The sequence below is a fragment of the Maribacter corallii genome (assembly GCF_047345415.1).
Classification (GTDB): domain Bacteria; phylum Bacteroidota; class Bacteroidia; order Flavobacteriales; family Flavobacteriaceae; genus Maribacter_C.
Map to the genome: position 1 here is coordinate 1,138,271 of NZ_JBLFEP010000001.1, position 26,814 is coordinate 1,165,084.

Below are 26,814 nucleotides of genomic sequence, written 5' to 3' on the forward strand. Positions count from 1 at the left end.
CACCTTCATATTTTGCGCTATCTTTGCAGCGCTAAAGGAGGAATAGAATTTATGAAGCATATCCGAAATTTCTGCATTATTGCCCATATCGATCATGGTAAGAGTACCTTGGCGGATCGATTATTGGACTTTACGGGGGCAGTAACCGACCGTGAAAAGAAGGAGCAGTTACTTGATAATATGGACCTTGAGCGTGAACGTGGTATCACCATTAAAAGTCACGCCATTCAAATGGAATATAGTTACAAAGGTCAAGAATATGTGCTGAACCTGATAGACACACCGGGGCATGTGGATTTTTCTTATGAAGTATCCCGGTCAATTGCGGCCTGTGAAGGGGCGCTTTTGGTGGTCGATGCGGCCCAAAGTATACAGGCTCAGACCATCTCAAATCTATACCTGGCCCTCGAGAACGACCTTGAGATCATACCCGTATTGAACAAGGTCGATCTACCTAGTGCCAATCCGGAAGAAGTTACCGATGATATTGTGGATCTTTTGGGCTGTGATGCCGAGGAAGTCATCCCGGCCAGTGCCAAAACAGGTATCGGAATCGAGGATATTCTTACCGCAATAATCGAAAGGATCCCTGCTCCGGAAGGTAATCCGGATGAACCCTTGCAAGCCTTGGTTTTTGATTCGGTTTACAACCCTTTTCGCGGGGTTGAAACCTACTTTCGGGTGATTAATGGGGAAATTAAAAAAGGACAAAAGATCAAGTTCGTAGCGACGGACAAAGATTACTTTGCCGATGAGGTAGGTACCCTGAAACTCACACAGCAAATCAAGCAAAGTATCAAGGCTGGTGACGTTGGCTATTTAATAACGGGAATCAAGGATGCCCGCGAGGTAAAGGTGGGTGATACCATCACGGATGCGGCCAATCCGACCCAAAATGCCATTGCCGGTTTCGAAGATGTGAAACCTATGGTTTTTGCCGGTATTTACCCAGTGGATACCGAGGATTTTGAAGAATTGCGTTCCTCGATGGAGAAACTGCAATTAAATGACGCCTCTTTGGTATTCACTCCGGAAAGTAGTGCAGCACTTGGTTTCGGTTTTCGTTGTGGCTTTTTGGGAATGCTACACATGGAGATCATTCAAGAGCGTCTGGAACGCGAATTCAACATGACCGTTATTACTACGGTGCCTAACGTAAGTTATCATGCCTTTACTCGCAAGGATCCAGAAACGCCCTTAATCGTAAACAATCCTACCGATTTGCCCGACCCTTCTAGTATTGATCGGGTAGAAGAGCCGTACATCAAAGCGACGATTATCACCAAATCCGATTTTGTAGGTAACGTCATGTCATTGTGTATCGAAAAAAGAGGGCAGATCACGAATCAGACCTATTTGACTACGGAACGCGTAGAATTGAATTTCGATATGCCTTTGGCAGAAATCGTCTTTGACTTTTACGATCGACTCAAAACGGTATCGAAAGGGTACGCCTCTTTTGACTATGCCCCTATCGGTATGCGAAAATCTAAATTGGTGCGTGTCGATATCCTACTGAACGCCCAGCCCGTGGATGCCTTATCGGCCTTGATTCACGCGGATAACGCCACTAATATCGGCAAAAAAATGTGCGAAAAACTGAAGGAGCTGATCCCTCGGCAACAATTCGATATTCCGATCCAAGCGGCTATAGGTGCCAAAATTATCTCTCGGGAAACTACTAAAGCCCTGCGAAAAGATGTGACCGCCAAATGTTATGGAGGTGATATTTCACGTAAGCGCAAGCTCTTGGAGAAGCAAAAAAAGGGTAAGAAACGTATGAGACAAGTGGGTAATGTCGAAGTTCCGCAGGAAGCATTTATGGCCGTGTTGAAGTTGAACGATTAATTTTCACACATCGGTTTTAACACTAGTTCGCAACGGGAAACTGGTTTTTTCCTACATTTTTTATGCTAATGGAATTGATTTTCCTATTTTGAGACGATATATAATTTCAAAATTCCGTCTCCTACCAAAATGACCACCTACATTGCACAGTTTACGGCAAAACACCGCCTGATACAAATCGAACAAAATTCCATTTTTACATGGCGCCAAGAAAGCGGCGAAATAGACGAGCGATTGCTTATCGATAAAATCAAAAGGGAATCGTCATTGCTCTTTTATCGTCTGGTCGCCGGAAATCACTATCCCGTTCCTGAAGATGACGTGGCCATCACTATATGGAAAACCATGCCGTTCAAAGGATAATCCGTAATTCTATTTTTAAGGGGTCGTACTAGGTTCGAGAACTTCAAAGGGTTTTCCTAGATATACCAACTCATACCCTTCTTGAATATCGGTAAACTCCTTGCTATAGGAAGAAATAATCTTAAGATCACCATCCAAGGTTTTGACAAATATGGGGATAATGTCTTCATCGGCCTTGGTGATTTCAATTAGCCCTTCATAATGCTCTTGATCTTTCAGTGCGATTTCATGCATGGCAGGGTTTTTTCTAGCGGCCTCCATCAACTTTATAAAATCGTCGGTATGGGAAAACAGCCCTTCTTTAGGATTGTTCTCGGGATCGTTCATTTCATCAGGAGTGACCAACCGGAAAGACCCGTTCTCACCGAACTGATCTTTAAACTTGGCTATCGCAAAATTATTGATGTCGGCATTTCCGGTCAGCGACATCAGATACCCTACATCGTTCAATTCAATATTATCGGAAAGCGAATCGGAATAGATATTGGCATTAAATGCTTCCAACCCCAGTTTTTGAGCCTTTTCAATATTGGTTCGATTGTTATCGACCAAAACTACATGGCGATTGTTTTTTTGTAAATAACTACCGATCAAACGGGAAACTTTCGAGGCCCCGATAATCAATATTCCCTCTGATTTGGTCAAGAACACGCCTACCATCTTTGCGAATACCCGAGCCGTTGTGGCATTCAAAAGCACCGTACCCAATACGATCATGAAAACCAAGGGCGTGATATACTCCGCGCCGGGTTCTCCTTTTGATATGAGTTTCGATCCAAAAAGAGAGGCAATACCCGCTGCCACGATACCTCTAGGACCCACCCATCCTATAAATAGTTTCTCCTTCAATGTTAGATTTGAACCTGAGGAACTCAAAAATACCCCCAAGGGCCGTATCACAAACACCACGGTAGCGAAAAGCGCGAGTGTCTTCCAGTTCGCGATAAGCTCCATGTCGGAGATATTGATATTGGCCGCTAAAAGAATAAAAAGAATCGAGATCAGAAGTACGCTCAGCGATTCCTTAAAGTAGAGCAGTTCTTTGATGTTGGGCAAATCCATATTCCCCATAACCATTCCCATGACTACGACTGCCAATAGCCCTGATTCATGGGCGAAAATATCCGATTCCACAAAAACCAGAAGCACCACGGATAGCGATACCACGTTTAGCAAATAGTGCGGAATAAAATTCTTTTTTATGGCAAATGCCAATGCATGGGCAAAGGTGAAACCAAAGGTGAAACCGAACAAGAGAATCTTACCAAACTCTATCAATGCGGTTTGGGTATACCCTTGACCCTCACCAACACTGATAAATTCAAATACCAATACCGCGGCCAAGGCCCCAATGGGGTCAATGAGAATACCTTCCCATTTTAAAACGGCGGAAACGTCTTTCTTTAGGGGAATATTCCGTAAAATAGGAGTGATTACCGTGGGTCCTGTAACGATAATCAAGGCGGAAAACAAAAATGATATCTGCCAGTTCAATCCGAAGATATAGTGTGCTGCGATGGCCGCGCCAAAAAAAGTAACGATACTGCCCAAGGTAATCAGCTTGGTGATTACGGGTCCCACGTTACGAATTTCGGAACGTTTTAGGGTCAAGCCGCCTTCAAAAAGAATGATACTAATGGCAAGGGAGACAAAATAATAGAGCCCATCGCCAGGGAATAGCCCTTTTTGACCATCCCATATCGGCTCGATGAGCTTTTGCCCGTTTTCGGTGTAAAGTGTAGCAATTGGCCCGACAAGCAACCCGATAAGAATCAATGGTAAAATGGCAGGTAATTTGAAACGCCAGGCGACCCATTGGGCAATGATACCTAAAATGATAATTCCGGCCAGTTCGAGCATTCCTATTTGGGTTTTGGCAAAAATAGTGAATTTCGAAGGAGTAATTTTTTAAGAAGATGTGATTTTCCAAAAGTTATTTTCCCAAGCAAATTTGACCTTGGGCAAGATTAATCCCGCATAGTCAGACGAAGTACGGAGCAGGCGGATTTCTCCGTAAACTTGTCTTTGCCAGTGCCAAACAACACACTGATCCAATTGTCTTTCTGGGGTGTTCCCAATATCAACAAATCAAAACTGGCCGACGCCTTGGAGATTGCGCCAATGGAATCGTCGTTCTTTTGTACAAAGACCATACTTTGGGTTTCCACTTTACTGAGTAAGGTTTCCGATTTTTGCTCCATTTCATGAATGGTCTCTGAAGAGGTGCTTTCCGGCACAACATGGAGCAAGGTCAAGGTAGCCCCATAAAATGTGCAGATCCTATCGGCTACCGCGATGAAGTTCTTGTCTTTTCTGCCTGGGCGTAACGCCAATAAAACCTTACTGATGTACCGCACCCCATTATCTTTAAAAAGGGCGAAATCAGAATTGATATGCGTAAGCAACCAACCTACGGGATTGCTCACCAAAATACCACTGTGTGCCCTTCCGTTCCAACCCATAACAAGCCAGTCACAATGCGTTTGATCGCTAAGTTCATGAATGGTATCCGAAATTTCATGGGTCACTACGGCTTCAAAATCAATTGAAATATTCTTGGAAGCCGCCAGACTAGTGATACGGCGATCTAAAGAGGTCACCTGAGGATTTTCCTCTTCCTCAAAGGCATCCAAAAAGGTTTGGTTCGGTACCTCGGTAATATTGACTGCCTGAATTTTATCCCGTTTGTTGATTGCGGCAGCTATTTCAACCAACATTTCGGCAGATTTCTCATTTCCTAAAAGGGGAACGACCACCCCAGCATCGGAGACCAGTTGCCCGTCTAGGTTCTGTTCGGCGATAGGTTGGTTTTTACGATAGGCCAGCTGCTCGCGCTTTTTTCGCTTGTAGAACAAGTATAGGGCGGGGCGATGCCCGTATTTTCTTAAAATCCCGGTACGTGTGGCATTTTTTCCAAATTTGAGATAGATTAGAAAACCGAATACAAAAATGCCTAAAATGGCCAAAAAAGGGCCTAGACCCAAGAATACCAACAAGGCTATTCCGGTGCCGATTCCGAAGAGTTGAACAAAAGGATAGAACGGCGACCGATATGGTGGATTATACCATTGGGCCGCAGTCTCCCTCAAGACAATAACACAAGCGTTGACCAACATGAACATCATGACCATAAAGGCGCTCGCTAATTTCGCGATCTTTTCAACATCGAGAAATAGAATGACCAAGGCCATTGCGATACACGTCATTACTATGGTCACGACTGGGGTCAAGTATTTCGAATGGATCTTCGCCATGAAAGACGGCAGCAACTTATCTATCGCCATCGCGAAAGGAAAACGCGACGAGGCCAAAACACCTGAGTTCGCCATGGACATCAGCGTGATGATTCCGACCATGGCCGCGGCATAACCCACATATTCACCGCCTAATATATCGGCGATGGTGTAAATGGGCTTGATATCGGTACCCAGCGATTCCAGAGGAATGTTGCCGACCAAGACAAAGGCAACGGACACGTAAATGGAAGTCATAATGAGTAAAGACAGAATCATGGCCCGTGGCAAATTCTTGCTCGGGTTTTTGATTTCGCCCGCGATTGCCGCGACTTTGGTAACACCCGCATAGGAGATATACACAAAAGCCACCGTGGCAAACAGGCCCATTTGACCTTCCAATAAAAAAGGTTCCAATAGGTCGGGTGAAGTTCTCGGTAATCCGAAAATCAAAATAAAGGCGAGTGTCAATAGGCTGATGGTCACGATGATGACCTGTACTTTTCCAACTTTTTTCACTCCCATGATGTTCAAAAACAAAATAATGGACAGAAAGAGCAACGCGATATACTTGGTCAAGCCAGGAGCGATATTGACCAAAATGGACAAATACGCCCCAAAACCGACAAGTGCGAAAGCGCTTTTAAAAAGTAGGGACAACCAGAGTCCTATACCTGCAATCGTTCCGAAAAGAGGGCCAAAGGCTCGTTCAATGTAAACATAGGTTCCGCCTGAAGAAGGCATTGCCGTAGCCAATTCCGATTTTGAAAGTGCAGCGGGCAAGATACACACCGCGGCCAATAGATAGGCCAACCAAAGCGAGGATCCGGTCTTTGCCGCGGCAATACCCGGCAACACGAAAATTCCACTACCTAACATGCCCCCAATACTTATGGCAATGACCGAGGTAAGTGTTAGGCTGCGTTCTAGTTTTTTCAAATCCTAAATTTGGTTGGAGGATAAAAATAGGCTTTTTCATAGAATTAGCCCGTTGCGATATTTTATTAATTTCGGAGGGTTTCATTCTTGTTTTAGTATTTTGCGTACGATGAAACTTTACCCTGTAGAAACCGGCAACTTTAAACTTGACGGCGGCGCCATGTTCGGCGTGGTGCCTAAGGTCATTTGGCAAAGAACGAATCCAGCGGATGCGAATAACCGCATCGATATTGCGGCCCGTAGTCTTTTAATAGAAGATGGCGACCGTCTGATCTTAATCGATACGGGCATGGGCAACAAACAAAGTGATAAGTTCTTTGGGTATTATGACCGTTGGGGCGATCACACTATAGATGACTCGCTCAAAAAAATAGGATTTCATAGAGATGATATCACCGATGTGTTCATGACCCATTTGCATTTTGATCACTGCGGGGGAAGCATACAATGGAACCACGACCGTACGGGTTTCGAACCCGCCTTTAAGAATGCATTGTTTTGGACGGATGAACGTCACTGGAATTGGGCCGTAAACCCGAATGTTCGAGAAAAAGCTTCTTTCTTAAAGGAAAATCTATGGCCCATGAAAGAAAGCGGACAGCTCAAGTTCGTTTCGAGGGGTGAAGACTCCTTTGTTGAAAACTCCGAACTAGGTTTCGATATCCTCTTTGTCGATGGTCATACCGAAAAACAAATGATACCCCATATTCGGTATCAAAATACCACCTTGGTCTTTACGGCCGATTTGATCCCGACCGTAGGGCATATTCCAGTACCATATGTAATGGGCTATGATACGCGCCCGCTATTGACGTTATCGGAAAAAGGAGCTTTTATGGACAAGGCCGTTCAGAATAACTACGTATTGTTTTTCGAACATGATGCGCACCATGAAATTTGTACCTTGCGCGAAACGGAAAAAGGCGTACGCCTTAAAGAAACGCTACCATTTAATGAACGCTTTGCTTAAATCTTCATTTACCATACCTTTCGGTATTTTATTTCTTTTTCAAGTATCTTTGTGTACCTCTCAACAACTTCAAAGCGTAGATTTTACTGAAGAAAACGCATTCACAGGAGGTATCGAAGGGCCTGCCGTTGATCAGGAGGGAAATCTTTACGCCGTAAATTTTGCCGAAAATGGAACCATCGGCAAGGTCACTCCAGACGGAGAAGCTTCGGTTTTCGTAAAATTACCCGGTAAAAGTATCGGCAATGGCATTCGTTTTGATACGGAAGGAAATATGTTTATCGCGGATTATACAGGTCACAATGTATTTCAGGTCAAAAAAGGGACTGCAAAGGTTTCAGTTTGGGCACATCGGTCTGACATGAGCCAACCCAATGATCTGGCTATTTCACCAAATGGCACCATCTATCTCAGTGATCCCAATTGGGTTGAAAACACCGGTCGTCTATGGATGGTAGACGCAACGCGGCAAATTGTGCTTCTAGAAGAGGGTATGGGAACCACCAATGGTATTGAAGTAAGTCCTGACGGACGGCATCTATATGTCAATGAATCCGTTCAACGTATCGTTTGGAAGTATGATATCACAGCCGAAGGAAAAATCGCAAACAAAACCAAATTTCTTACTTTTGCAGACTTTGGAATGGATGGCATGCGGTGCGACGAAAAGGGTAATCTCTACATTACACGATATGACAAGGGTACCATAGCCATTGTATCCCCGGAAGCAGTGCTGATAAAAGAAGTACAGCTGAAAGGTAAGAAGCCCTCGAATATTGCATTTGGAGGCGCAAATGGCAAGACCTGTTACGTGACAATGGCCGATCGCGGTTGTTTTGAATCATTCAGGGCGGATTATGCCGGTGCACAGTATAAAAGAATACACTAACGCAAATAATACGAATAATGACACGATCAATTTTTAAAACTTTTTTCGGACTGTCCGCAGCAGCGCTGTTCACAGCTTGTGGTGCGACAACCTTGGTCACTACTCCCATTGAAAATATCGATACGACTCCGCTCAAGGTCAGTGACCTCACCGAAGCTGAAAAAAAGAATTGGGGACATTTGGATCTCGTAAACGATACCATTCCCGGAATGAGCGTTGACAAGGCCTATAAAGAAATCATTGGCAACAAAAAGGGGAAAACCGTCATCGTTGCCGTGCTCGATTCGGGCATCGATTTAAAACATGAGGATCTCGATGATGTTCTTTGGACCAACAAAGGAGAAAAAGCGGGCGACGGTAAAGACAATGACAACAATGGCTACGTCGATGACATTCACGGGTGGAATTTTCTCGGTGATTCCTATAATGAGCAGTTGGAGGCAGCGCGCATCGTTCGCCTTAAAATAGGTGATGCGGCTACGCAGGCAAAAGCCAAAGCCAAGGTGGACGAGGGCTATAACAAAGCGGTTCAAAACAAACAACAGTACGAACAGATCCTTCAAGCGGTCAACAGTGCCGATGCTGCCGTTCAAAAACAATTGGGCAAGAAAGCATATACCAAAAAAGATGTTTCGGGAATTAAGACCGAAGATGAGAACATGAAGCAACACATCAACGTCTTGATGCAGATGTACACCTTTAAGGACACTATTCCGGAAGTTATCGAAGAATTGAGCGATGGCATCAAATACTTTTCAGATCAAGCGAATTACAACTACAACGCTAGCTTTAATGGTAGGGAAGTCGTAGGAGATGACCCTTATGATTTCAACGATCGTGATTACGGCAATGGAAACCCGCAAAGCACCGGTATGGATGAAAGTCATGGAACCCATGTCGCCGGAATCATCGCAGCTGAACGCAATAATGGTAAAGGTGCCAATGGGGTCGCCAACAATGTGAAGATCATGAGCATCCGTGCGGTACCCAATGGCGATGAATATGACAAAGATATCGCCCTTGGCATCCGATATGCGGTTGACAACGGTGCTAAAATCATCAATGGAAGTTTCGGCAAGGGCTTTTCGCCCAATGCCGATTGGGTTTACGATGCTATCAAATATGCCGCTTCAAAAGACGTGCTGTTCGTTCATGCGGCCGGTAACGACGGGGCCGATCTCGATGACCCAAGTAATCCGAACTTTCCCAACGATCAGATAAACAACGGGCCTGAGATAGCGGATAATGTCATAACTGTCGGGGCACTTGACCCCAACTATGGCTCAAGCTTATTGGCCGATTACTCCAACTATGGTAAAAGCAATGTGGATGTTTTTGCTCCAGGTACCGATATTTATTCTACCTATCCGAAAAACACTTACGAATACTCACCAGGCACCTCTATGGCGGCTCCGGGTGTTGCCGGTATTGCGGCGTTAATTCGTTCACAGTATCCAAAGTTGTCGGCTTCCCAGGTGAAGCGAATCATTATGGAATCTGGTTTGTCGATAAAGGCAAAGGTCATTTTAGGCGGTGAACAAGGCAATTCGGCAACGCTTGCCGATATCTCCACCTCAGGAAAAATCGCGAATGCCTACAACGCTCTCATTATGGCCGGAAGAGTATCTGCCGGAAAAATCAAAATCTAATATTTTACAAACGCTTGCTATGAAAATACTTCCCGTCCTTGTACTTCTTGCATCATCATTTGGGATAGCCCAAAACACCCCCTATTGGCAACAACATGTCGACTATACTATGGTAGTTGACATGAATGTCGAAAACTTTCAATATACGGGTACTCAAAAATTGGTGTATACCAATAATTCCCCAGATGAATTGACCAGGGTATATTATCATTTGTATTTCAACGCCTTTCAACCGGGCAGTGAAATGGATATCCGTTTACAAAACATTGCGGATCCCGATGGCCGGATGACCAAGGAAGATAAATCGAGTAGAATCGCCGACTTGACCGAAAGTGAAATCGGCTATTTACATCCTACTTCCTTGAAACAAGATGGAGTGAACGTGACGTATACCGAGGAAGGTACGGTTCTAGTGGTCGATTTGGCTAAACCGCTTGCCTCAGGGGCAAAAACTACCTTCGATATGGAATTCAAAGGGCAGGTGCCCGTTCAAATTCGTCGGTCTGGACGAAACAATAAAGACGGGGTAGCGCTCTCGATGAGCCAATGGTATCCGAAACTGGCCGAGTATGACTTTGAAGGGTGGCACGCCCATCCGTACATTGCCCGGGAATTTCATGGTGTTTGGGGAGATTTTGATGTCAAGTTGACCATCGACAAGGATTACATCGTTGGAGGAACGGGGTATCTGCAGAACCCCCAAGAAATAGGCCATGGTTATGAAACAGTCGGTTCCAAGGTCAAAAAGCCGAAAGGGAAAACCCTGACCTGGCATTTCAAAGCACCTATGGTACACGACTTTATGTGGGCCGCGGATCCAGAGTATGTACACGACACTTTGCAAATGGAAAATGGACCTACCCTACATTTTTTATACAAGAACGATCCCAAATTCGCGGAAACCTGGAAAGCCGTTCAACCTTTGACGGAAAAGGCCATGAATTTTTTCAATAAAAACATCGGCGAATACCCGTATCAACAATACTCGGTCATTCAAGGTGGGGATGGTGGAATGGAGTATGCCATGGCGACCCTGATTACTGGTGGAGACAAACCCGGTAGTGTTATTGGCACCATGATCCACGAATTGGCGCATTCTTGGTTTCAGCATGTATTGGCGACCAATGAGGCCAAACACGAATGGATGGACGAGGGGTTCACTTCTTTTATCTCGGCACTTTGTAGTAACGAAATACGGGAACAGAACAAAGACAATCCTTTTGAGAACTCCTATAACAGCTATTACTACCTAGTGAATTCAGGGAAGGAGCAACCGCAAACGACGCATGCCGATCGCTACGATTCAAACACCCCATATGGTATTTCAGCCTACAGTAAAGGGGCGCTATTTTTGTCACAATTAGGATATGTGATAGGTCAAGACAAGCTTATGGAGACCATTGCCAAGTACTATGATGATTTTAAATTCAAGCATCCGGTACCGAATGACGTCAAGCGAACTGCTGAAAAAGTCTCTGGAATGGAATTGGACTGGTATTTAACGGATTGGACCCAAACGACAAATACAATCGACTATGGAATCAAAACAGTGAACGCGGCTGGTGACAAAACCAAGATTACTTTAGAACGCATAGGCCTGATGCCCATGCCCATAGATGTTTTGGTCGTATACGAGGATGGCACAAAAGAAACCTTCTATGCTCCGCTACGTATGATGCGCGGTGAGAAGGACAATCCGTATCCGAATTTAAAAAGGACGGTTTTAGACGATTGGCCATGGGCCAATCCGTCTTACGGGTTTCAGATTGACCGTCCGATAGAAGACATCAAGGGTATTATGATCGACCCTTCGCAACTCATGGCCGACGTGAATCAGGAAAACAATACGTGGCAACCAAAAGAAATGCCTAAAGACTAGCAAACCGCCTGGGAGCAAATCTGTCCGTCGAAAAAGTCTGATATACATCTCGATTATCGCGTCAATACCAAGGTTCATTTCGGTATATTTTGTTTTTTGCTGCCCGTTCGCGGTTGTGCATCACTAAATGATTTTCATCCACTTGTCGGTTTCGATACCCTAAGAGATGAAAAAAGGATTTGGTAAAGAAGCGGGCGATGGAAAGATTGACCATTAGACTTTCCCTTTTGTCATTTTGCCAAGAAATTCCCGGCAGGAACGTCAGTAGGACGTCTGATTTCGATTTACGGAGCCATTCGGATAATCGCAATGCCCATTTTGGGGTTTTTCGAATCAGAAAAAACCCTTCCGCGCCTTGTTTTTGGTAGAGTGGCATGAACAGAATAGTGGCCTCCTCAGCATGGATCTTTTCTTTGTTCTGAATGGCCAAAAAGGTTCCTTCACTGATCTTTTGAAAACTTTTAAACCCATTGAGCATTCTAAAATCATCCGTATTTTTCAACTCGTGTCGATGTACCACTTCGTAAAAGCTATTATTTCCCGCAGCCGATTTTTGGAGTTCGTTGTAGTAAAACTCAAAATCGGGTACCGTTATTTTATCCAATACTCCCGCAAACACCAATGCCAACCAAAAGAAGGCGATAGTATTCTGTACGGCATCATGTTCATTGTGCTGCCCAGATTCAAATCCTAAGGAAACATAACCCAACTGATTCATGCGACTCAATAACGGCCCCTCTAAATATTCCTCGATGCCCAAAATTATCGGAACCGGAAAACACTGTGAAAACTTGCGGTTGATGAGTGCATCGTTGATGGTAATAAATGGTAATGTTCTGCTCGAAGTCGTATGGAAATCGATAAAGTAAAAAGGAGGTGATTTCACTTTCAAAAGTACGGTCAGGGTCTGTTTGATTTCCAGCAGTTCGATTTCTTCAGCGTTCAGATCCGACCGGTCTTTCTTTTCAATAGCGGCGATACTAACGGAAGACCACAACCTATTAAGGTCTTGGTCGATAAATCGCTTCTTTCGAAGCAGGGCAGGAACATTTCCACGGATTCCAAAAATCGACCCCTTGATGGCTGCTTTGGAATGCTGCAACTGCGAAAAAACCTGTTCCAGAGCTTTTACTCCGGCCGGTTCATTGCCATGGATACCTCCGAAGAAGATTAAAGTCGGGCCTTTTTCCTGGCCTTCTAGGCTTCCGATATATCTTTTAGTCTGTGAAATCGAAATGGGTTCTTCCAGTGATCTGAGCATTTGTTACACATCTTTTGAAGTAATGATTCCCACCAGTTTATTCCCCTCAACTACAGGTAGGCAATTGATTTGCTGGGTTTGCATCTTCATTTTAGCGGCCTCTAGGGTGGTGTCTTGACTAGTCGTTATCACTTCGGTTCTCATGATATCCTTCAAGGGTGTATGAAGTCCCTCCAAGTGAGCGCGGTGACGCTCCACATCGGTCCAGGTCAATAGACCGACCAAGTCGAAATCCGTATTTACAATAGGCACATGGTGAATGTTCTTCCATTCCATCATTTTCAATACCAAGGCTGCGCTGTCATTTTCTTGGGCCGTCACCAGTTTTGTGTTCATATAATACCGCACTACCCTTGTAGAGGGTTCTGGCACATATTCATAGCCTCTCGCCAATTGCCATGCGTCAATAGTGTATCCTTTTCGCTCGTGTTCGTACATACTCGCCGTTACGATTCGCAGCGCATCGGACGTGCTGCGGCTTGCGCTGAGATTTCTAAGACTCTCCACCATCCATCGTGCCCCATTTCTTCCTTTGATTCGATTTTCAATGATCCCCAGGTACTTTTCCACATCCTCAGGTTTGACATTCATGCGATACAGACCACGATAGGCCATGGGGAGTAGCTCATTGAGCAACAACTCCTTACAGGGTACTAATGCTCCGTTCCAGTAAAACTGCGCTGCCGTACCGTATCTCGCCGCATTGTAAAAATTACTTTTGGCATCTTTGAAATGCATTTTTTCATGAATGTTATCATAATGCTTGGTGCGCCCTTTCATAAGGCCTACCCAAAACATAAAATTGGCAATTTCGTCGGCCGTAGTGGGCCCTGCCGGTAGGTAACGGTTCTCAATACGCACATGGGGCTTGTTGTCGGAAATACCATAGCAGAGTCGGTTCCATTTGTATACCGTTCCATTGTGGAGTTGCAAGGCCTTGAGCTTCGGTACTTTTCCTTTCTGCAGTTGCTCGAAACTGTTCATCTGGGAATCTCCGGTAATCCAACTTCTGAAATTCACCACACTGTCTTTATAAAAATCGACTAAAGTCCCCCTGACCCAGTCATTCCCAAAACCTACACGGGCATCGCGTTCTCGGGGCAGATAGGTGCTCGCCCTTGTATCGACACTTTGCCTAAAGAGTGCAATACGCGATTCTTGCCATAGTTCCCTGCCCATCAAAATGGGAGAGTTGGCACAAATGGATAATATAGGACCGGCAATGGCCTGTGCCCAGTTATAATCACTAGCGAAATTTTCAGGTTCTAATTGCAAATGCCCCTGGAAGCTTGTATTGCAACCCTCATACAGGATAGAGTCGTGACGTAGTTTGATTTCATCTACCCCTTTGATGTGTAGTTCGAGATCATCGCCACGTAAATCACAGATAATCTGGTTGAGCACCTCGTAGCGCTTCATCGGTGTCATGTATTCCGTTTTCAGGTGCCTTGAGTCGATAGTTGGCAATATACCGGTCAGAATAATTTTTAACCCTTGTTTCGCAGCTTCGCTCCGGGCCTTTGCCAACAGCTGATCCAGTTGATCGTGCAGCTTTGAAAAACAATCGCCTGAAAGTACGTAAGGGTCAATATTGGCTTCTAAATTGTAGCGCGCGATCTCTGTTGTAAAATGGTCATCGTCAATCGCTCTTAACACTTCCATAGCCCGGTTGGAAGGCTCCCACTTAGAATCGACCAAACAAAATTCCTGTTCGGCGCCGATACGTATGGTATCCTTCTCGAACAGCCCTTCTTCCAACATCGATTCAAGAGCATCAAGGTCGGTCAAAAGCTGTTGAACATACGAAACCTTCGAAGCACCGTCAGTAAGCTTTTCTACTTTTAGTTCTCCCATAATGAATGATTTACCGAGCCCCCGGCCGAGGCGTTCATGGCCCGAACTCTAAGGTAACGGCTTCATGTATTGGGAACTATGACAAATGTCATGAAGTGATACTCTGGCTTTTGACGTACTTTTACGAGATGATGCGCTATGCCTTTCCAAGACAAGAGAAACTAAAGAGCAAGAAACTGATCGAGAAGCTTTTTGCCGAGGGAAAGTCCATTAACACCTATCCCATCAAGTTAATCTATCTAAAAGTAGAGCTTCCGTATGATGTGCCGGTTCAGGCTGGGGTTACCGTACCCAAAAAAAACTTCAAAAGTGCCGTCAAACGCAATCGTATCAAACGTTTGATGCGCGAAGGATATCGTTTGAACAAAGGCGTGGTTTTTAACAATAGTGAGGGAAGTTTTGCGTTCCTGTTTTTATATCTTGGGAAGGAATTGCCTGAATTTCACCAAGTGGAGGCAGCAATGAAATCCGTATTGAAAAAATTCATAAAAAAAACCAGCAATGAGTAGCACTTTGAAAAAGCGAATATTGATTCCCGTGATTGCAGTACTGTTTTTGGCCATGGGGAGCAGTTTTAAGAGTGATTTCTTCGAGATTGCCAAGCAGATTGAAATCTTCACCACCTTGTTCAAAGAATTGAACATGAACTATGTAGACGAGACCAACCCTGCCGAATTGATGGATACCGCCATCAAGAATATGCTTGATGACCTCGACCCCTACACGAAATTCTTGAACGAACAGGATGTTGAAGAGTACCGAATCAATAATGCCGGAGAATATTCGGGCATCGGCGCCACCGTTCGCTCGTTTAAGGATAAGCTTTTGATTATCGAACCGTATAAAGACTATCCGGCGGACAAGGCCGGTTTAAGGGCCGGCGATGAAATCATTCAAATCGGGGATATCAAGGTTTCCGATTTCGATGACAATGCAAGTGAATTACTGAAAGGGGCCAATAACACCTCGGTCGCTGTTACTTTTAAAAGACAGGGTGAAACCAAAACCGCCACCATAACACGTGGAGCCGTAGAAGTCGATGCCGTGCCTTTTTACAACATGGTCGATGACAAAACAGGTTATATCGTTTTGGCAAAGTTCAACGAAAAAGCATCGGGACAAACCAAAGAAGCGCTATTGGATCTCAAGGGAAAAGGCGCTGAACAGCTAATCTTGGATCTAAGGGGAAACCCTGGAGGCTTACTCTCCGAGGCCATCAATGTCACTAATCTCTTTGTGCCCAAAGGAGAATTGATCGTAACCACCAAATCAAAAGTCAAAAAATTCAATCGCGAATACAAGACCAAAAATAAGGCGGTCGATACTGAGATTCCGCTGGTTGTACTAGTCAACGGAAGCAGTGCCTCAGCGAGCGAAATCGTTTCAGGAAGTTTACAAGACTTAGATCGTGCCGTAGTGATGGGCGCCCGAAGTTTTGGCAAAGGCCTGGTTCAACGACCTATGAAATTGACCTATGGAACACAGTTAAAGGTGACCATCTCAAGATACTTCACCCCCTCGGGAAGGTGTATTCAATCTTTGGACTACTGGAACCGTGATGCAAACAACAAGGCCGTACGCAATACGACCTTCAATGATTTCAAGACCCGAAACGGGCGACCTGTTCAGGACGGGGGCGGGGTTTTACCGGATATTGAAATTGCTGCCGTAAAGGCAAATCCGTTAACTGCAGCCCTAATGAATAACAATGTCATATTTGACTTCGCCACGGATTATTATTACAACAACACCGTCGCGGATGTCAAGGCATTCAAATTTACACCCGCAAATTTTCAACAGTTCAAAACCTTTGTTTCCGATAGTGACTTTTCTTTCGAGACCAAAACAGAAAAAGTACTGAAGGAGGTCATGACCAATCGCGAAGAAGTTATTTTCAACGAAGCCATAGAAACCGATTTCAAGAACCTATTGGCAGATATTGAAGACAGCAAAGCCACCGCCTTGGAAACCCATCAAAAAGAGATTCAGAGCAAGTTGGAAGATGAAATCGTCAAACGCTACTTTTATCGTGAAGGGCTCTATAACTATTACCTCACCAATGACGATGCGATTTTGGCGGCTACGGAGCTTCTAGGAAACACTTCTAAATATACCGGTATCTTACAGTAGGTTCACCAGGTATACTCAGGTGGTTCAATACCGTTCATCCGCAAATATAAGTTCGATTTCGCGCGATGGTTCGCCAAATGATCTTGTACATAAAAAAGGGCAAAGGCACGGCTGACCACATTCCCACTGTGATACATGGTACACATCTCATCAAGTTTTTCTTGATGAATGGTCTGCACGATTCCTTTGGTGTAATCCAAATTGCCTTTTAACAATGCCATAATTTCGTTCTTATCCATTTTCGAGGCGTCCGGAGTATTGGGTTTCACCTCCATACCCAATACATACCGTTGTGTCAACAACTTCGTTGAGGCAGCAATATGAACCATCTGTTCGCCAAAGGTCTTACTCACTTCAGTGGGTCGATAGGAATACAACTCAGCCGGCATAGCCTCGGCCACTTCTAGGCAATGGGAAGCCGCTTCTTCCCAAACGGGAAGGTACATCTTCGTAAATGCGGTCTTTGGCAGGGTGTCCTGTTGCGAAATGCCCATTTGCATCACACAAAATACCATCAAAAGTGTCAAAATGGCTTTCATAATCTTATCTTTAAATACTGTTTCTGGCTGCTTGAATGTCTGCATTTATGGTGAGAAAAGCTAATTTATTGCATGATACCAAGTCTATACTGGGTGAAGGCCCGGTCTGGGATCACCGCGCGCAACGCTTATTTTGGGTCGATATCGAAGGGTATGGATTGCATCAATACGATCCGTCTACGGAAAAATACGAAACTTGGCATTTCGATGAAATGATCGGGGCTGCCGTTCCTGCCGAAGATGGAAAGCTGCTCTTGGCTATGGAAAAAGGACTGGCCTTATTTGATATGAAAACGGCGGAGGTGAGCCGGTTGCGGATTTTGGAGAATTCCGATGACCACATTCGCTTTAATGATGGAAAAATAGGGCCTGATGGGGCCTTTTGGATCGGTACCATGGATAAAAACTGTGCGCCAAAAGCAGGTAACTTGTTTAGAGTGACCCCTGCTCTTCAAACTTCGTTACAAGTCTCGGATACTTCCATTTCAAATGGACTGGCCTGGACCTCTGATTACAAAATATTCTATTATATCGATAGTGCTTCTTATTCGATTCAAGCATTTGATTTCAATCTGAAAAATGGGACCATCACCAATGGAAAAACCATTGTAAAGGTCCCGGAAACCTATGGAAGTCCTGATGGTATGTGCATCGATGAAGAAGATATGCTTTGGGTAGCGCATTGGGGTGGAAATTGTGTAAGACGGTGGAATCCGAAGACCGGGGCGGTCTTGGCGACCATAGAAGTGCCGGCGCCCCATGTGACCTCGTGCTGTTTTGGTGGTAAACATCTCAATACCCTGTACATCACCACGGCCAGAAGCGGATTGACACCCGAACAACACAAAGCGTTTCCCAAGAGTGGCGGACTTTTTAGCACGGAGTTGGACGTCAAGGGAACTCCTATACATTATTTTAACCCCGAGTCATGAACTATTCAGGAATACAAGATAAGGTTGCCATAGTAACCGGTGCAGGTGAAGGGATCGGCTTCTCCGTCGCGCAACTTTTGGTCAAAGCGGGAGCTCAAGTAGTATTGAATGATCTAGATGCTGAAAAGGCCCAACGGGCGGCAGAAAAAATCAATGGAGGCAACGCTACTGCCTGTTTATCCTTTCCTGGTGATGCGAGCGTCATAGACACCATCAACGCCTTGGTGGATTTCACCATCGAAAAATTCGGAAAGGTGAATTTTATCGTACCTAATGCGGGCATCACCCTGTTCGGAAGTTTTTTGGACTTTACACCCGATTCGTTTCAAAAGGTCATCGACCTCAACCTCAAAGGGGCATTTTTCTTAGCACAACGCGCGGCCAAGGAGATTATCAAGCAAGGAGATCGTGGGAGCATGGTATTCATGTCTTCACAGGTCGGTATTCAAGCCTATCAACATTTGACCGCCTATGGGATGACGAAGGCAGCACTTCGAATGATGTCCAAAAACTTGGCTTATGTGCTCGGAAAACACCAAATCACGGCAAATGCAGTAGCTCCCGGCGCCACACTAACCGAACGCACGGCAAAAGAACAACCTGATTATGAGGGTATATGGGGACAACTCAACCCCAATAATCGGGTCGGGACACCTGAAGATATCGCCAAAACCGTATTGTTCTTGTTATCGGAAGAAGCTTCGCACATCAATGGACAAACCATCCCGGTGGATGGTGGGTGGACCGTCGGTGGGAAATACCCTGAAGACATACACTAAAATGCACTTTACTAAAATACATCATATCGCCATTATCTGCTCGGATTATGAAACATCAAAACGGTTTTATACGGATATTCTGGGTTTTGTGCCAATCAAGGAGACCTACAGAGCGGAGCGCCAATCGTATAAATTGGATTTGGCCCTTAATGGGAGCTACAGTATCGAATTGTTTTCATTTGTAAATCCGCCCAAAAGGCCTTCACGACCTGAAGCAAGCGGTTTACGGCATTTGGCCTTCGAAGTGGATGATATTGAGAAGGCGGTTTCGTATTTGAAAAAGAAAGGCGTCACCACCGAACCCCTTCGAACGGATGAAATCACCCATAAGCGATTTACCTTTTTTCAAGATCCCGATCAGTTACCCTTGGAGATTTATGAACATTGAAAATCACTATTCATATACGCAGGAATCCGGATCCGATGCAATGAAGTATTTTTTGTAATTCTTGGCTTTCGGATCCATACAACCTTTCAGGTTTTTGATTTTGATCCGTCTGAAATCAATCGGCTGTCCTTCACTCTGGAGGGCTATAAAACCTTCTTTGAGCAATTCCCCTTTTTTATCCATCTCCGGGCGGGCGCCTTTGACCACCCCTGTTCGGCCCAGTTGGGGTTTCGTATATTCAAGAACTGTTTCTCCATTGATGATATGGGTCACTACTGAATCGCCTCTCACAATCAGTTCGGCCTTTACCCATTGGTCGCCAAAATAGGTTTTTGACGAAGAACTAATGCAATGCCTGGGGTCTATTTTTCCTTGATACACGACGTCGGTGCCTGGAGAGCACATATTGCCGGTCGGGCGGGACTTCCCCTCCTCAACACCGGCCAAGAACTGCATCTCCACCGATATGGGCCAATTCTGTTCTTTCAGCATTTTTCTAGGGTCTTCGGAATGATACATTACTCCGCTATTTTTCTCTACAAATACGGGGGCACTTGGATGTACCTCTCCTAAAAATCGATATTCCATAGATAAGTGAAAATGGGAAAAAGGCTCGTCGTAGTACAAATGGGCATAGCGGTCATTGAAATCACCTTCATACTGATCATAGCGGACCTTGATAATACTATCCTCTACCCTAAAGGTATCCCCATAATTATCCCCCACGTCGTAGTGATGTATTTTGGTCGTCCAACCGCGCAGGTCATCTCCATTAAAAAGCACCTGCCAGTCGTCATCTTGCCCTTGAGCCCAGAAAGTGCACAACAGCACCCAAACGAAAACGATTGAATTTTTGAAAATTCCCTTTGTCTTGGTAAATAGATTCATATCTTTCTGTTGTAGTAACCTATGTTCGTAAGATACCATTTGTTTTCTACTTTACAGCGATTTCCTGTTTCCCGAAAAGTTGAACCAATACCCTAAAAGATGAAAAAACGCTACTTCTTACCTATTTTGGCCGGTCTCTTATTTTCGTGTCAAAGCCCTCCAAAGAAAACAGGCGAATTCGCTTTACTCCCCCTTCCACAGGAGTTTGAAATCGTTGGAACGAGCGATTTCAATTGCGCTAACGTGAACCATTATTTTAATGCCGCCGATCAATGGCTTCCCGTTTTCGATGACCAGCTAAAATCCCTCCGTGAAACCGATGACCGCTCCGAAGCCGATATCGTGCTCGATGTGGACACCACTATGGTCTTAAAACCTGAAGGCTATACCCTTGCCATTACCGGCGATAAGATCTCGATTACAGGAAAAGACAAAAAGGGCTTGTTCTACGGCTTGATGAGTTTGAGTCAATTGATGGAAGACGCCTGCGAACAAAACGCCAACCTGCCGCTCATCAAGATTACGGATTTTCCCGAACTGGCCTACAGGGCCATTCATTTGGATGTGAAACATCATTTGGAAAAAACCGAATATTACTACAAGCTTATCGATAAACTGGCACGCTATAAAGTGAATGGTATTATAGCCGAAATGGAGGATAAACTCGGATATCAACGACAACCTAAAGTAGCTTCCGCTGATGCGCTATCGATACAAGAATGGAAAGATATCAGTACCTACGCCGAGACCCGGTTTATCGACTTTAGTCCTTTGATCCAAGGTCTAGGCCATGCCTCCTATATACTAAAACACCCAGAGTACCATGCCTTACGGGATACCCCAGAGAGCGATTGGGCGTTTAATCCGCTTGACCCGAAGACCTATGAGGTGCAGTTTGACCTCTACCGCGACGCGATGGAGGCCACCCCAAATGGAAAATACCTGCATGTGGGAGGCGATGAGGTACATACCACAGGAAGGAATAGCGGAAAATCAGCCTTGGAACTACAATTGCTATGGTTGGGTCAGGTCAGCGAGTTTGCCGAGAAGCATCATCGTATTCCCATTTTTTGGGACGATATGCCCTTGAAGCAAGCGGATGTCTACCGACCGATGTTTCAACCGGAACTAAGCCAAAAAGAAGTGGATAGTATTTGGCAATTGAATGAACATAAGCTTACCGCCTTTCTAGATCAATTTCCAAAAAACTGTATTTATATGCGCTGGAACTATAGCGCTCCAGAGGCCATTGGCAATACCAAGGCCATGGAATGGTTCAGAAGTCATGGCCTTGAGGTCATGGGGGCCACTGCCGGACAGACCCGCTGGACACTCATGCCACAAGAGGAAAGCAATATGGAGGCCATTAAAACCTTTGCGGTGAATGCTATTGAAAGTGGTACTGGCGGTCTGCTATTGACTTTGTGGGACGATGATTCGCCTCATTTTGAACTGTACAAGCGCGGGATTGTCGCCTTTTCGGAATATACGTGGTCAGGCCACAAGCGAAACAAGGAAAAAATCAAGGCCGCCTATCGACAACGGGAGTTCTCACATGCACTGGCCGATACTGCCTATGCTTTTATCGATGATTTAGAGCGCCCTGTAACCTTTTGGAAAAATGCCTTGCTCAAAGGCGACAAACGTAATTTTCTGGCCACCATGGACCACCCGCTGGAGGACGGCGTTATCGATTTGCCCGACATAAACGTTAGCGGCGAATGGACCGAAAAGTATCAGCAACGATTGGTGGAGGCGGAACGACTATTGAAAAGCACCGATAGCATTGCAAGGAAAATCAACGAAATGAAAACCATGGCGGTCCGAAATGTCTATACCCTGGATATCTATGATCAAGTGAACAAGGTTGTTGGTTTTTCGCCAAAAACGCTACTGGCTTTGCAAGAATTAGATCAGGCGGATAATCCAACCAAACGACGGGAAGCCATTCAGCGGCTTCAAGCGTTGCAAAACGAGTTTGCGACTATCCGTGAGAATTTAGAGTCGGTCTATAGTAAGGTGCGCATTCTTCATAAGCCCGAAAACTATATTCTTGATCAAGACCATCATCATCATATGGCGAATCAATCCGTGAATTTCGACTGGCAGTTTCGAGCGGAGTCACTATTCTTTGAAAAACTATCGAAGCACCTTGAAAATGCCATTTATATCGAGAACGCGGATCAACTGTCAAAGTAAATCCCTTTTCATCATAAAAAAGAAGGGGAAATTTAGGGTGCCTTGACCGACCCAGCGGTTTGTCAACTGCTCCTTTTGTCGATAACACCCCCAGAATAGGTCTTTTATCCAGATTTAGAACCCATATGTCTGTACTATTCCCAGCTAAGACTTCCATTTTGGTTCAAAAAACCGACTGTCTGGTCGGAACACCCTTAATCGGTCGTCCTTGGCTCTTACACCTTGAAATAGACCTTATGCTTGTCCAAAAAGTAAGTGATGTACCAAAAAATGAAGAGCACAAACAGTGAATTGATAACCAAGATCAGCTGTTCAGAAAGGCCCAAAGGCGCTAACAGGCCTTCGGTCCATATTCGTCCAAAATCACGAAACCACTGCACCCCTACGGTTTCGGCAAAAAGATAGATAAAGATGGAGTTAGTGCCTACTACGGAGAAAATCCGCAACCATTTTGCCTGCTTGTTTTTGATATCGATTGCCCAATAGAACAATGCCAAAGTCAGTATGGCGAAGCCTCCTGAAGCCAAGGTAAATGAAGATGTGGCTATTCTTTTGATGATCGGGGTGATCTGTAGCCAATCCATGGCAAAGCCCACGACCAGAATAACGCTTCCCCAAAGTAGAAAGGGTTTCAGTTTTTCTTGGGGTGATTTATGGGTTAGCAATAGCTGTCCACAGATAACGCCCCAAATGGTGTGGGCAGCGGTCGGTATAAAATTAACGAATACCCAATACCCGCTATTGACTTTTCCCATGGTAAGCATATCGCCCCAAGATCCGAAACTCTCGTGACCTTGCGCATAGGGCGCTTCTGGGTTATACAACCGATACAGTAGCTCGGTAAGCAATAACAGGCCCATGGAAATACCTATTTGAAATTTATGGGGCAGATTCATGATTGCGTAAGCGATCAAGATGGTAAACGCCAACTGTACCAGAACGTTCCACAATTCCCAGACTAGGGCATGATTATACACACAGTGCAAAAGCACCCCAAAACAAAAAAGCAAAAAGCAACGTCTTAAAATATGTTTGGTTACAGCGCTGCGACTCCCTGAGGCCAATCGTTTACGCAGTGAAAACGGCATCGCCACCCCAACGATAAACATGAAAAAAGGTTGTATCAAATCCCAAAAACGCAGACCGTTCCATGGGTGGTGGTGTAATTGATGGGCGAGTCCGGAAACAACGGTGCCTTCCGTCAGGGTACCGAAGTTCTCATGAAACCCAGCGGCTTCGGCAATCAATAAAAACATGGTCAGTCCTCGAAATACGTCTAGAGAAAACAATCGTTTCGAGACATTTGCTGCTAATTGTGACATGGTAAACGTTTAGATTGGCTATTCTTCATCAATTTAAGCAATAATCTGGCAACCGGGCTTATCCTGATAAAATCATGCCTATCGGAATGAATTATTCTTTACCTTTCGTTGCCGATACTAAAAATATGGTCCTCTCGATGCGTTTCATTGGCTTATGGCTCTTATATGGTCTCTCGTTCCTATCCGTTTCCGCCCAAGAAACCGGAGACTATGTATGGTTTGATCCTCTCGAACAGCTCAACCAGATCGAAGGCCAAGGTTGGCCCGATATTGGGTTTAACCGTTTGCCTGACAAGGCGGAGCATGCCGTTAGGGACGCTGTTTGGTCATTATCAAAGCATGCTGCGGGACTATCCATTCGTTTTGTGACCGATGCCGACAGCCTAGAGATTACCTATGAGGTCGATGGAAATTATGCCATGAACCACATGCCGGCCACAGGTGTAAGTGGGGTCGACCTATATGGAAAAGATGACGATGGGCGATGGTTGTGGTACCGAGGGAAGAACACCTTTGGCGATAAAGTGGTATTTCATTTCAAAACCGAAAAAAGCGGGCCGGAAGGGCGGCGCTATCAATTGTACCTTCCCTTATACAACAACTGTAAAAACTTGAGATTCGGTATCCCTAAAGGAAGGGAAATCACGTTTCTTCCCGTACGAACGGAAAAACCGGTCTTGGTGTACGGCACTTCCATCGCCCAGGGCGCCTGCGCTTCAAGGCCCGGAATGGCATGGACGAATGTGCTAGGCCGAAAATTGAACTATCCCATTACCAATTTGGGGTTTTCAGGAAATGGCCGCCTAGAACCCGAAGTCATGGAATTCATTACACAGGTAGATGCTGCGGTTTATGTACTTGATTGCCTTCCTAATCTAGGTCCGAACGAAACGCGTAACGAAGCGGAAATCAAAAAACGCCTGTACGCCAGTATCAAACACATTCGTGACCAAAAGCCAAAAGCCGATATTTTATTGACACATCACGCTGGATATAGTGACGGGGAAGTCGATTCGGCCCGAAAAGCCATTTACGAAACCCTCAATCGCTGGACGACCGAAGTTTTTGATGAGTTACGGTCAACGGGTGAGGCCCACCTTTTTATGCTAACCAAAAAGGAAATCAACCTTTCAAATGATGCTTTTGTAGACGGAACCCACCCCACTGATTTGGGAATGGAACAGTACGCAAAAGCCTACGAAAAGAAACTAACCGAAATAGTAACCCACTAAACCATCCCAAAAGATGAAAGAGATCATATGTATCATGCTGCTATGCGCCCTGCAAGTGACCGCCCAAAAGGAGAAAAAAGAGGAGATCAAGCCCATTCCGAAAGCTAAATCTTTCGTCACCTCACATCAAGGAGTTTTCGGGGGTAAAACCATCAACTATAAAGCTACGGCCAAAGAAACTTTTCTTACCAACAAGATGGGGGATTCGATCGCAACTTTTTGGTCAGTAGCCTATACCAAAACACCTATGGGCGATGTTGGTAAAAGACCGGTTACCTTTGTTTTCAATGGAGGTCCCGGCTCAGCTTCCATGTGGTTGCATATGGGATTTTTCGGCCCGAAAGTGGTTCAGGTAGATTCCGATGCGATAAAGGATGACGGTGCCGCCCCCTACGACCTTGTTAAAAATGAACACGGATTACTGGACCTTACCGATTTGGTTTTTATCGATCCCGTAGGCACAGGATACAGTCGTCTGGTTGGAAAGGGGAAGGGGAAAGACTTCTATGGCCTGAAGGAGGATGTGGACTCCTTTGCCCAATTTATCCGTAAATGGGTAACCGAAAACCAACGTTGGTTCTCTCCAAAATACCTGGCCGGGGAAAGCTACGGTACCACCCGTGCCGCATACTTAGGAAAAGCATTGGAAGGTTCAGGACAGAATATGGCCCTCAACGGAATGATCCTGATTTCGCAAGCCCTAGACTATGCCGGCTCAACCTCGATACACCACAACATGACATCTTATATTACGTATCTGCCCAGTATGGCCGCTACGGCCTGGTATCATAAAAAAGCGGGGCAAGGGAAAACCTTGGAGGACTTTGTAGCCGAATGCCGTAAATTCACCTATGAGCGCTATTCGCCAGCACTGTACAAGGGAAATCTTTTGGCGGATTCCGAAAAAGAAGCCATTGCCGATAAACTGAGCTATTTCACTGGCTTGGACAAAACCTATATTCTAAACTCCAATTTGCGCATTCTAATGGGGCGTTTTCAAAAAAAGCTTTTAGAAGATAAAGGTTTGGCCGTTGGACGATTAGACGGTCGATTTATGGGCGACGAGGTCGACAAGGTTGCCGAACGTCCTCATTTGGGGGATCCTGCGAGCTATCAGATCAGTGCGGCCTACACCGCGGCCCTAAATCACTACTTCGCCTCGGAACTCAATGTAAAAATGGACAGGCCATATATTACCTCCGGAGGTGGTAGCGGATGGCGCTGGCGTACCGTGCCGGATGGTCAATATTGGGAGCCAATGCCCGTCAATACCGCACCGCATTTAGGAGAAACAATGCGTCGAAACCCGGCCATGAAAGTCATGGTCGCCAGTGGATATTATGACCTCATCACTCCGTTCTTCGACGCTGAATATACCTTTGCCCGCAATGGTATTGCCACCAGCAGGGTAGAAATGACCTATTATGAAGCTGGCCATATGATGTATACCCACCAACCCGATTTGATTAAACTCGCTAAGGATATCCGCACGTTCTTAACCGCGCAATAGCCATTTATCC

Annotated in this window: 21 protein-coding genes; 14 read left to right on the forward strand and 7 right to left on the reverse strand. The window is 45.2% G+C overall.

Annotated elements, in window-relative coordinates; translation table 11 throughout:
• Positions 1–51 precede the first annotated feature (51 nt).
• Positions 52–1,848, forward strand: a complete 1,797-nt coding sequence (gene lepA, locus ACKWCA_RS05105) for a translation elongation factor 4 (RefSeq protein ID WP_413977061.1) — start codon at positions 52–54, stop codon at positions 1,846–1,848.
• 129 nt (positions 1,849–1,977) lie between these two features.
• The gene (locus ACKWCA_RS05110) at positions 1,978–2,211 is read left to right on the forward strand and encodes a GTP-binding protein LepA (protein WP_413977062.1); all 234 of its coding nucleotides are present in this window, start codon (positions 1,978–1,980) and stop codon (positions 2,209–2,211) included.
• Positions 2,212–2,226: 15 nt separating this feature from the next.
• On the opposite strand, the gene ACKWCA_RS05115 is transcribed toward ACKWCA_RS05110, so the two are convergent.
• Positions 2,227–4,071: a cation:proton antiporter gene (locus ACKWCA_RS05115; protein WP_413977063.1), complete on the reverse strand. Its 1,845-nt coding sequence runs from the start codon at positions 4,069–4,071 to the stop codon at positions 2,227–2,229.
• Positions 4,072–4,178: 107 nt separating this feature from the next.
• Positions 4,179–6,383 carry an amino acid permease gene (locus ACKWCA_RS05120; RefSeq protein WP_413977064.1) on the reverse strand — a complete coding sequence of 735 codons (2,205 nt, stop codon included), beginning with the start codon at positions 6,381–6,383 and terminating at the stop codon, positions 4,179–4,181.
• Between the two features lie 109 nt (positions 6,384–6,492).
• On the opposite strand from ACKWCA_RS05120, the gene ACKWCA_RS05125 reads away from it, so the two are divergent.
• From ACKWCA_RS05125 to ACKWCA_RS05140, 4 genes are read left to right on the forward strand one after another with little or no spacing between them, the layout of a single operon-like run.
• Positions 6,493–7,353 (forward strand): MBL fold metallo-hydrolase, encoded by an 861-nt coding sequence (locus tag ACKWCA_RS05125; protein WP_413977065.1) that lies wholly within the window; start codon positions 6,493–6,495, stop codon positions 7,351–7,353.
• Positions 7,337–8,242, forward strand: coding sequence for an SMP-30/gluconolactonase/LRE family protein (locus ACKWCA_RS05130; protein ID WP_413977066.1), 906 nt, complete (start codon positions 7,337–7,339; stop codon positions 8,240–8,242). Before ACKWCA_RS05125 ends, ACKWCA_RS05130 begins: the two co-directional genes overlap by 17 nt.
• Positions 8,243–8,259: 17 nt before the next feature.
• Positions 8,260–9,891 carry a S8 family peptidase gene (locus tag ACKWCA_RS05135; RefSeq protein ID WP_413977067.1) on the forward strand — a complete coding sequence of 544 codons (1,632 nt, stop codon included), beginning with the start codon at positions 8,260–8,262 and terminating at the stop codon, positions 9,889–9,891.
• A 19-nt stretch (positions 9,892–9,910) separates the two neighbouring features.
• On the forward strand, positions 9,911–11,770 hold the full coding sequence (locus ACKWCA_RS05140; protein ID WP_413977068.1) for a M1 family metallopeptidase: 1,860 nt from the start codon (positions 9,911–9,913) through the stop codon (positions 11,768–11,770).
• Between the two features lie 61 nt (positions 11,771–11,831).
• Here ACKWCA_RS05140 and ACKWCA_RS05145 read toward each other — a convergent pair whose 3' ends face one another.
• The gene (locus tag ACKWCA_RS05145) at positions 11,832–13,031 is read right to left on the reverse strand and encodes a succinylglutamate desuccinylase/aspartoacylase family protein (RefSeq protein ID WP_413977069.1); all 1,200 of its coding nucleotides are present in this window, start codon (positions 13,029–13,031) and stop codon (positions 11,832–11,834) included.
• 3 nt (positions 13,032–13,034) lie between these two features.
• Entirely contained in the window at positions 13,035–14,885 is a 1,851-nt protein-coding gene (locus ACKWCA_RS05150; RefSeq protein WP_413977070.1) for a CBS domain-containing protein, read from the reverse strand.
• 5 nt (positions 14,886–14,890) lie between these two features.
• On the opposite strand from ACKWCA_RS05150, the gene rnpA reads away from it, so the two are divergent.
• Together rnpA and ACKWCA_RS05160 are read left to right on the forward strand one after the other, a co-directional pair.
• Entirely contained in the window at positions 14,891–15,394 is a 504-nt protein-coding gene (rnpA, locus tag ACKWCA_RS05155) for a ribonuclease P protein component (protein WP_413977071.1), read from the forward strand.
• Positions 15,387–17,015 (forward strand): S41 family peptidase, encoded by a 1,629-nt coding sequence (locus ACKWCA_RS05160; RefSeq protein ID WP_413977072.1) that lies wholly within the window; start codon positions 15,387–15,389, stop codon positions 17,013–17,015. Before rnpA ends, ACKWCA_RS05160 begins: the two co-directional genes overlap by 8 nt.
• A gap of 2 nt (positions 17,016–17,017) precedes the next feature.
• Here the strand turns inward: ACKWCA_RS05160 and ACKWCA_RS05165 are convergent, their stop codons facing one another.
• The gene (locus ACKWCA_RS05165; RefSeq protein WP_413977073.1) at positions 17,018–17,554 is read right to left on the reverse strand and encodes a DinB family protein; all 537 of its coding nucleotides are present in this window, start codon (positions 17,552–17,554) and stop codon (positions 17,018–17,020) included.
• A gap of 47 nt (positions 17,555–17,601) precedes the next feature.
• On the opposite strand from ACKWCA_RS05165, the gene ACKWCA_RS05170 reads away from it, so the two are divergent.
• Genes ACKWCA_RS05170 through gloA2 form a run of 3 tightly spaced genes read left to right on the forward strand, consistent with a single transcriptional unit; the run spans position 17,602 to position 19,653 of the window.
• A complete protein-coding gene (locus tag ACKWCA_RS05170) occupies positions 17,602–18,486 on the forward strand; it encodes an SMP-30/gluconolactonase/LRE family protein (protein ID WP_413977074.1) in 885 nt (294 codons plus the stop codon).
• Entirely contained in the window at positions 18,483–19,265 is a 783-nt protein-coding gene (locus ACKWCA_RS05175; RefSeq protein WP_413977075.1) for an SDR family NAD(P)-dependent oxidoreductase, read from the forward strand. The genes ACKWCA_RS05170 and ACKWCA_RS05175 overlap by 4 nt, the downstream gene beginning before the upstream one ends.
• A 1-nt stretch (position 19,266) precedes the next feature.
• The gene (gene gloA2, locus ACKWCA_RS05180; RefSeq protein WP_413977076.1) at positions 19,267–19,653 is read left to right on the forward strand and encodes an SMU1112c/YaeR family gloxylase I-like metalloprotein; all 387 of its coding nucleotides are present in this window, start codon (positions 19,267–19,269) and stop codon (positions 19,651–19,653) included.
• A 6-nt stretch (positions 19,654–19,659) separates the two neighbouring features.
• On the opposite strand, the gene ACKWCA_RS05185 is transcribed toward gloA2, so the two are convergent.
• Complete coding sequence (locus ACKWCA_RS05185) at positions 19,660–20,541, reverse strand: 3-keto-disaccharide hydrolase (protein ID WP_413977077.1); 882 nt, start codon at positions 20,539–20,541, stop codon at positions 19,660–19,662.
• Positions 20,542–20,640: 99 nt separating this feature from the next.
• Between ACKWCA_RS05185 and ACKWCA_RS05190 the strand changes: the two genes are divergently transcribed.
• Entirely contained in the window at positions 20,641–22,740 is a 2,100-nt protein-coding gene (locus tag ACKWCA_RS05190) for a glycoside hydrolase family 20 zincin-like fold domain-containing protein (protein ID WP_413977078.1), read from the forward strand.
• A 215-nt stretch (positions 22,741–22,955) separates the two neighbouring features.
• On the opposite strand, the gene ACKWCA_RS05195 is transcribed toward ACKWCA_RS05190, so the two are convergent.
• Positions 22,956–24,062: an acyltransferase family protein gene (locus tag ACKWCA_RS05195; protein ID WP_413977079.1), complete on the reverse strand. Its 1,107-nt coding sequence runs from the start codon at positions 24,060–24,062 to the stop codon at positions 22,956–22,958.
• 86 nt (positions 24,063–24,148) lie between these two features.
• Between ACKWCA_RS05195 and ACKWCA_RS05200 the strand changes: the two genes are divergently transcribed.
• Together ACKWCA_RS05200 and ACKWCA_RS05205 are read left to right on the forward strand one after the other, a co-directional pair.
• On the forward strand, positions 24,149–25,294 hold the full coding sequence (locus ACKWCA_RS05200) for an SGNH/GDSL hydrolase family protein (RefSeq protein WP_413977080.1): 1,146 nt from the start codon (positions 24,149–24,151) through the stop codon (positions 25,292–25,294).
• A gap of 13 nt (positions 25,295–25,307) precedes the next feature.
• Complete coding sequence (locus ACKWCA_RS05205; protein WP_413977081.1) at positions 25,308–26,804, forward strand: S10 family peptidase; 1,497 nt, start codon at positions 25,308–25,310, stop codon at positions 26,802–26,804.
• Positions 26,805–26,814: the final 10 nt, after the last annotated feature.

Excerpts from the sequence above, each read along its gene's own strand:
- lepA (WP_413977061.1), top strand. The coding sequence starts at position 52 with ATGAAGCATATCCGAAATTTCTGCATTATTGCCCATATCGATCATGGT.
- ACKWCA_RS05110 (WP_413977062.1), top strand. The coding sequence starts at position 1,978 with ATGACCACCTACATTGCACAGTTTACGGCAAAACACCGCCTGATACAA.
- ACKWCA_RS05115 (WP_413977063.1), bottom strand. The coding sequence starts at position 4,071 with ATGCTCGAACTGGCCGGAATTATCATTTTAGGTATCATTGCCCAATGG.
- ACKWCA_RS05125 (WP_413977065.1), top strand. The coding sequence starts at position 6,493 with ATGAAACTTTACCCTGTAGAAACCGGCAACTTTAAACTTGACGGCGGC.
- ACKWCA_RS05130 (WP_413977066.1), top strand. The coding sequence starts at position 7,337 with ATGAACGCTTTGCTTAAATCTTCATTTACCATACCTTTCGGTATTTTA.
- ACKWCA_RS05135 (WP_413977067.1), top strand. The coding sequence starts at position 8,260 with ATGACACGATCAATTTTTAAAACTTTTTTCGGACTGTCCGCAGCAGCG.
- ACKWCA_RS05140 (WP_413977068.1), top strand. The coding sequence starts at position 9,911 with ATGAAAATACTTCCCGTCCTTGTACTTCTTGCATCATCATTTGGGATA.
- ACKWCA_RS05145 (WP_413977069.1), bottom strand. The coding sequence starts at position 13,031 with ATGCTCAGATCACTGGAAGAACCCATTTCGATTTCACAGACTAAAAGA.
- ACKWCA_RS05150 (WP_413977070.1), bottom strand. The coding sequence starts at position 14,885 with ATGGGAGAACTAAAAGTAGAAAAGCTTACTGACGGTGCTTCGAAGGTT.
- rnpA (WP_413977071.1), top strand. The coding sequence starts at position 14,891 with ATGATTTACCGAGCCCCCGGCCGAGGCGTTCATGGCCCGAACTCTAAG.
- ACKWCA_RS05160 (WP_413977072.1), top strand. The coding sequence starts at position 15,387 with ATGAGTAGCACTTTGAAAAAGCGAATATTGATTCCCGTGATTGCAGTA.
- ACKWCA_RS05165 (WP_413977073.1), bottom strand. The coding sequence starts at position 17,554 with ATGAAAGCCATTTTGACACTTTTGATGGTATTTTGTGTGATGCAAATG.
- ACKWCA_RS05170 (WP_413977074.1), top strand. The coding sequence starts at position 17,602 with ATGGTGAGAAAAGCTAATTTATTGCATGATACCAAGTCTATACTGGGT.
- ACKWCA_RS05175 (WP_413977075.1), top strand. The coding sequence starts at position 18,483 with ATGAACTATTCAGGAATACAAGATAAGGTTGCCATAGTAACCGGTGCA.
- gloA2 (WP_413977076.1), top strand. The coding sequence starts at position 19,267 with ATGCACTTTACTAAAATACATCATATCGCCATTATCTGCTCGGATTAT.
- ACKWCA_RS05185 (WP_413977077.1), bottom strand. The coding sequence starts at position 20,541 with ATGAATCTATTTACCAAGACAAAGGGAATTTTCAAAAATTCAATCGTT.
- ACKWCA_RS05190 (WP_413977078.1), top strand. The coding sequence starts at position 20,641 with ATGAAAAAACGCTACTTCTTACCTATTTTGGCCGGTCTCTTATTTTCG.
- ACKWCA_RS05195 (WP_413977079.1), bottom strand. The coding sequence starts at position 24,062 with ATGTCACAATTAGCAGCAAATGTCTCGAAACGATTGTTTTCTCTAGAC.
- ACKWCA_RS05200 (WP_413977080.1), top strand. The coding sequence starts at position 24,149 with ATGAATTATTCTTTACCTTTCGTTGCCGATACTAAAAATATGGTCCTC.
- ACKWCA_RS05205 (WP_413977081.1), top strand. The coding sequence starts at position 25,308 with ATGAAAGAGATCATATGTATCATGCTGCTATGCGCCCTGCAAGTGACC.